Consider the following 5487-nt stretch of genomic DNA (forward strand, 5'->3'; position numbering starts at 1 on the left):
TCCAGCAAGCTGGAGCCTTTCCGTTCGACTTGCATGTGTTAAGCACGCCGCCAGCGTTCATCCTGAGCCAGGATCAAACTCTCCACAAAAAATCAGTAAAAGATACTTAAGCCGTGAAAAGCCCAAAACCTAACCAAAACAAACCAACCAACACCACAAAAAGATGCTGGACTGGCATATCCAAAAATTACTCGACAAACCAAAAGGTTCATCACTGCCATTGCCCCATTCGACGAGGAAAAAAAGACAACAACAAAAAATCCAATCAGTCACATGACCAACCAGACGACACTATTCCATCAATGGTTCAAACAGCATCGACCAGCACACACCCCAAAACAGGAGTGAACAGTCACAAACCAACCAAACAAAAAATCATTGGCACACTATCGAGTTCTCACACAACACACGCACGCTCTCCGCGAAACCGTATCGGCTCCGTTTGAAGCGGCTTGCTCGACATTACTTTGAACCGACACTCTGTGTCAACTCGCTCGCAATATCGTTTTATTGTCGCCCTTACGTTGCGTTTACCTTTCGGTAACCGCCTCAAGGACGGATTCATACATTAACCCCATTCGTTTAAAGAATGCAAACTCGGGCTAAAACTGCATGTCATCACAGCTATGTCGATGAGATGAACAACTTAGAAGTACGCCGCAATGGGGCCACGGGATGTGTTGATCACGTCGATGTCCGTGCCGAAGATCTCAGACAGGAGATCTGCACGCACGACCTGTTCAGGCGTACCAAATTGGACGATCTTGCCGTCCTTGACCGCGCAGATGTAGTCGGCATAGCGCGCAGCAAAGTTGATGTCGTGCAGCACAACGATGACGGTTCGGCCCATCTGCTCTGCAGCATCGTGCAGGTGGCGCATCATGTCCACGGAGTGGGAGATGTCGAGGTTGTTGAGGGGCTCGTCGAGAAGCACATAGTCAGTCTCTTGCGCGAGAACCATCGCAACGTATGCGCGCTGACGCTGACCACCGGAGAGCTGGTCCAGGTAGCGGCCCTCAAGTCCCGTGAGACCGAGGAAGTCGATATAGCGGGAGATGATTTCCTCGTCTTCCGCGGTCAACCGCCCCCTGCTATACGGGTATCGGCCAAAGCCAACGAGCTGACGCACGGTCAACTTCGTCACAAAGTTATTCTCCTGACGCAAGATAGAGAGCTCCTTGGCCAGGTCTTTGCCCTTCATAGAGGAAATATCGCGGTTACCAATAGCAACGGTCCCCGCATCCTGGGACAGCAAGCGGCCAATGATGGTGAGCAGCGTTGACTTACCGGCACCATTGGGGCCAATGAGAGCGGTCATGCCACCGGCGGGAATCTCCAGATCAATAGGACCGATGGAGACTTCTTCGCCGTACCCCTTCGCGATAGATGACAGCTTGATCACAGCGTCCCCTTTCTCAGAATGACGGCAAGGAAGACAAGACCACCCACCAACTCGATGATGATGGACACGATGCCTTGAGCGTAGAAAATGTGGTTCATGACGAAGTAGGACCCGGTGAGCACAACGAATCCGATCAACGTGGCCATCGGGAAGATATACCGGTGATCGTAGGTGTCGGCGAACTGGTAAGCCAAAGTGGCTACCAGGAAACCGAGGAACGTCATCGGCCCAACGAGAGCCGTGGAAATGGCCATGAGCACGCTCACCAAGACGAGCACGTAGATCGCATGCGCGCGGTGGTTGACACCCAGGTTCACGGCCGGTTCACGGCCGAGCGCAAGAACATTGAGCGTGCGCGAATGCACGTAAAGCAACAGCGCAGCGCCAAGCGCGAGCGGAATGGCCACAGGGAAATACTGCGGGTCAGCGTTGTTCACGGAGCCGAAAAGGCGCGCTGTGAGCACGTCGAATTCACTCGGAGCGAGCATGCGCTGCATGAACGTCGAAAGGCTAGCTAGTCCCCCGCCGATCACCACGCCGATAAGCAGCATCGCGTGCATGTTGTTCTCGCCAGTCAGCAGCCATGAATACAGCAGCAGTGTAAAGCCCACCATGACAACAAGCTGGAGGATGAACATGTCCAGCGTGCGCGCATTAATCAGCCCAGCTGCGCCAAAGAAGTACACGGTCGAGGTGTGAATCGCCACATACAGCGCCTCAAACCCCATGATGGAAGGAGTGATGATGCGGTTGCCGGTCACCGTGTGAAACGCCACCGTAGCCATGCCCTGACACAGCGCAACGATGGCCATGACTAGCACGGAGTTTGCTCGCCTTTCAGCAATCAGCCAGTAGCCACGTGTGCCAAATTCCATCGGATTCTGGTACGCCAGCAGGCCCCACGCACTCGCCGCAGCAATCACCGCAAGCACCGCAAGGATCATCCAATAGCGCTTTTTGCTTGTCGACGTCTGGAACGCCCCCACATTCCTTCCACTATCCGTCTCGATCATGCGCGCACCTTCTTAGCAATCAGGGCCACAAAAACGAACGCGCCGACGATGCCAAGAATCACCGACACTGGCATTTCAAACGGGGCGATAATGGTGCGACCGATGATGTCGCAGATGGTCACCACGGCAACGCCAACGAGGCACACCCATGGAAGGTTTGAGCGTAGGTCATCCCCGCGCACCATGGAGACGAGGTTGGGCACGATGAGCCCCAGGAAGGGCAGCATGCCCACGACCACGGTGACCACACCGGAGGCAATGGCAACAAGACCGACACCGAGCAGCACGATGCGCTCATAGTTCAGGCCAACGTTCACGGCAATGTCTTTACCCAGGCCGGCGATAGTGAGCCGGTCCGCAAAGATGAACACCGCCACCACCACGATGCCCACGGTCCACAGCACTTCATACTGCCCACGGATGATCGAGGTGTACGAGCCCGCAAACCAAATACCGAGGGACTGGAGCATATCCGTCTTCATGGCAAAGAACGTAGAAATGGAACTAATCACAGCACCCAGCATGATGCCGATGATGGGCACCACCAGGGAAGACTTCAGAGTCACCTTCCTCAAGAAGAGGAAGAAGACCATTGTTCCTATGAAGGCAAAGATCACTGCCACGATCATGCGCACGGTTAGCGATGAATTAGGAATGAAGTACAGCGCCACCAGCAGGCCAAGGCCCGCCCATTCAGTCGTGCCGGTGGTGGTGGGTTCCACGAATTTGTTCTGGGTGAGCAGCTGCATCACCATGCCACTCATGGCCATGGCCATGCCGGACAAGACCAGCGCGATGGTGCGTGGCACGCGCGTGATCCAGAACATTTCAGTTCCTTCTTCGCTGCCCAGGATGTCGTACTGCCCCACCATCAAAGACACTGTCAGTAAGGCTCCGACAACGGCGATACCCGCCAGCAGCTTCGTATCAAGAAGCCGCGGGCGGGTCGTCGATAAGCGATGCGGCACTAAGCGCCAGCCTCCCACTGATCTGCAAGAGCATTGAGAATCTCGGTGTACGTAATGATCGACTCATTAGTGTACGTGTCTGCCGGAGCGATGTAGATGTGGCCCTCCTTGATGGCGGTCACGTTCTTCAGCGCCTCACTGTCATCCAGAACCTGCTTCGCCGGCGCGGAATCCTCCTTGCGGATAGCAGCATCGCGGTCCAGAACGAGCATCCAGTCCGGATTAGCCTCAGCAATGGCCTCTACCGAAATATCATCACCCTTGTGGTCATCGCTGGCATTTGCAACCTCCAGCGCCGGAGTCAGACCAAGCAAGTCAAACAGCGGGCCCCAGGTACGGCCAACCTTCGGTGCAACGTAGCCGATCTCACCACCGGAGACGTTTACCGCCATGACCTTCCAGTCCTTGTTGTATGCCTCGCGGGCGCGCTCAAGAGCCTTGCTGAAGTCATCGGCCATCTTCTTGGCCTCTTCCTCCTTGTCAAAGATCTTGCCCAGCGCGTTGACCTGACGGAGGAACTCCTCATCCAGTGGCTGATCCTTGCGCGGCTCCAAGTCCACGAGAACCGCATCCGGAACGAGCTTCTCAATCTCCTCGTTGTACTTTGTGAAGCGCTGGCCAGAAACGATCACCTGCGGGTCAGCCGCGACGATGGCCTCCAGGTTCGGCTCGCGGTGGTTGCCGATGTCCACGATGTCCTCATCATCCGCAATTCCCGGAATGGTCTCCGGCACGAGTGCACGAGCAGCCGCAACCGGCTTCACGCCCCACTCATCCAGGATTTCGAAGCTGCGGTTATCCAGCGCGACGACGGACGTCGGGTTTACCGGAACCTCCTTGGTGCCCTCATTGTCTTCAATGGTGACGGTCTTCGCCTCGGCTACAGCCGTGGTCTCCTGCGCTGTGTTGTTGTCGGTCTGTGCACAGCCAACGAGGGCGAGCGAAGCAGCGGCGAAAAGGGCAACAGCAGCGCGCACCGGACGGCGGCCTGCGAGCCAGGATTTACGGGACATGATACTCCTTGTCCATCAAAAGTTTGGTAAGCGTTGCCTAACCTACCATATGGCCACTGAGAGTCAACACCCGCCCTAATAAATCGCTGACCAGTGGTTAGCTAACTCGTTGAACATTTGCGTGTACGCAGATAGCGTCCCTTCTGGCGGCGTGGAATACGGCGCGACGTAGACATTGCCCTTCTTCACCGCCGGCACATTTTTCATCTTGGGGTCCTTATCCAACTGCCTTATCGTTGACTGGTAGCTCTCCGCGCTGTGCAGCGGCGACGGCTCACTGACCAAGATCACATCCGGCTTATCTGCCAACGTCACCGACTCAAGGCCGACCATCTCCATCACTGGACCGAAGAGCTTTCCGCCATCTGCCCCCTGCGGCACGATCTTGCCGTTCACGACCTGAACCGCTGCGGCTGTCCAGCTCTTCTTCGCGGCGTTACGGGCGCGTTTGAGGGCGGCCGAGAAGTCGTCGTCAAGCTGCTTAGCCTCTACTTCTTTGTCGAAGATCTTCCCCAGCACCTGCGCCTGGCGCACCACTTCCCAATCCAGCGGCTGCTCATCCCGCGGGGCAAGATCCACCACAGCCACCTCGCCGAAATCGGCCGGCGAGTGGGACGTCTTCGCCCCGATCACCACCAAGTCCGGTTCCAGTCGCGCAACCTCCTCCGGCGTCGACCCATAATCCGCGTCCACCCCCAGGTCCTTCAGCAGCACCTCAGTCCCCGGATCTAAGGCCACGACTTTCTTCGGCTGGAACGGCACCGTCTTCGTCCCCGAGTTATCGGTGATCTCAACCGTGCCACCCAGCCAGGCTGGCTTGGCTATTGTCTGCTCTCCCGCTGCCTCCGCTTCCCCCGCCTCACCGCACGCGCTCATCGCCGGCAAACTCACCGCGCACAGCGCGACACAGACCAACCTCTTGCGCCAGATCATCTGCACCGGGGAGCCTTCTTTCACCTAATTCCAAGCGCACGAATCGGCGCGGTCACCCTAATGTCTTAGCACATAGGTAACCGAGGCTTTCTCCCCTGGCCGGGTCATAGGTGAGCTAAAACCCGAACTCTAGACCCCGAAAGTTGGCCCTTTTCATG

The 5487-nt window shown here is 56.7% G+C and carries 5 protein-coding genes and 1 rRNA gene; all 6 read right to left on the reverse strand.

Translation table 11 applies throughout. From position 1 onward, the window contains the following. Nucleotides 1-89, reverse strand: a 16S ribosomal RNA gene (locus tag L8U60_RS10585); the annotation flags it as partial. 557 nt (nucleotides 90-646) lie between these two features. Further along, nucleotides 647-1402, reverse strand: a complete 756-nt coding sequence (locus L8U60_RS10590) for an iron ABC transporter ATP-binding protein (RefSeq protein ID WP_269966338.1) — start codon at nucleotides 1400-1402, stop codon at nucleotides 647-649. Then, entirely contained in the window at nucleotides 1399-2415 is a 1017-nt protein-coding gene (locus L8U60_RS10595) for an iron chelate uptake ABC transporter family permease subunit (RefSeq protein ID WP_034665402.1), read from the reverse strand. The genes L8U60_RS10590 and L8U60_RS10595 overlap by 4 nt, the downstream gene beginning before the upstream one ends. Further along, nucleotides 2412-3383 carry an ABC transporter permease gene (locus L8U60_RS10600; RefSeq protein ID WP_269966339.1) on the reverse strand — a complete coding sequence of 324 codons (972 nt, stop codon included), beginning with the start codon at nucleotides 3381-3383 and terminating at the stop codon, nucleotides 2412-2414. The genes L8U60_RS10595 and L8U60_RS10600 overlap by 4 nt, the downstream gene beginning before the upstream one ends. Beyond that, entirely contained in the window at nucleotides 3383-4396 is a 1014-nt protein-coding gene (locus tag L8U60_RS10605) for a siderophore ABC transporter substrate-binding protein (protein WP_269966340.1), read from the reverse strand. Before L8U60_RS10605 ends, L8U60_RS10600 begins: the two co-directional genes overlap by 1 nt. A 75-nt stretch (nucleotides 4397-4471) precedes the next feature. Then, entirely contained in the window at nucleotides 4472-5353 is an 882-nt protein-coding gene (locus L8U60_RS10610; protein ID WP_269966341.1) for an ABC transporter substrate-binding protein, read from the reverse strand. Nucleotides 5354-5487: the final 134 nt, after the last annotated feature.

Origin of the sequence: Corynebacterium meitnerae, assembly GCF_027570075.1 — a bacterium.
Classification (GTDB): domain Bacteria; phylum Actinomycetota; class Actinomycetes; order Mycobacteriales; family Mycobacteriaceae; genus Corynebacterium; species Corynebacterium meitnerae.

Coding starts and splice junctions, on each gene's coding strand:
- L8U60_RS10605 (WP_269966340.1), bottom strand. CDS start 4,396: ATGTCCCGTAAATCCTGGCTCGCAGGCCGCCGTCCGGTGCGCGCTGCT.
- L8U60_RS10595 (WP_034665402.1), bottom strand. CDS start 2,415: ATGATCGAGACGGATAGTGGAAGGAATGTGGGGGCGTTCCAGACGTCG.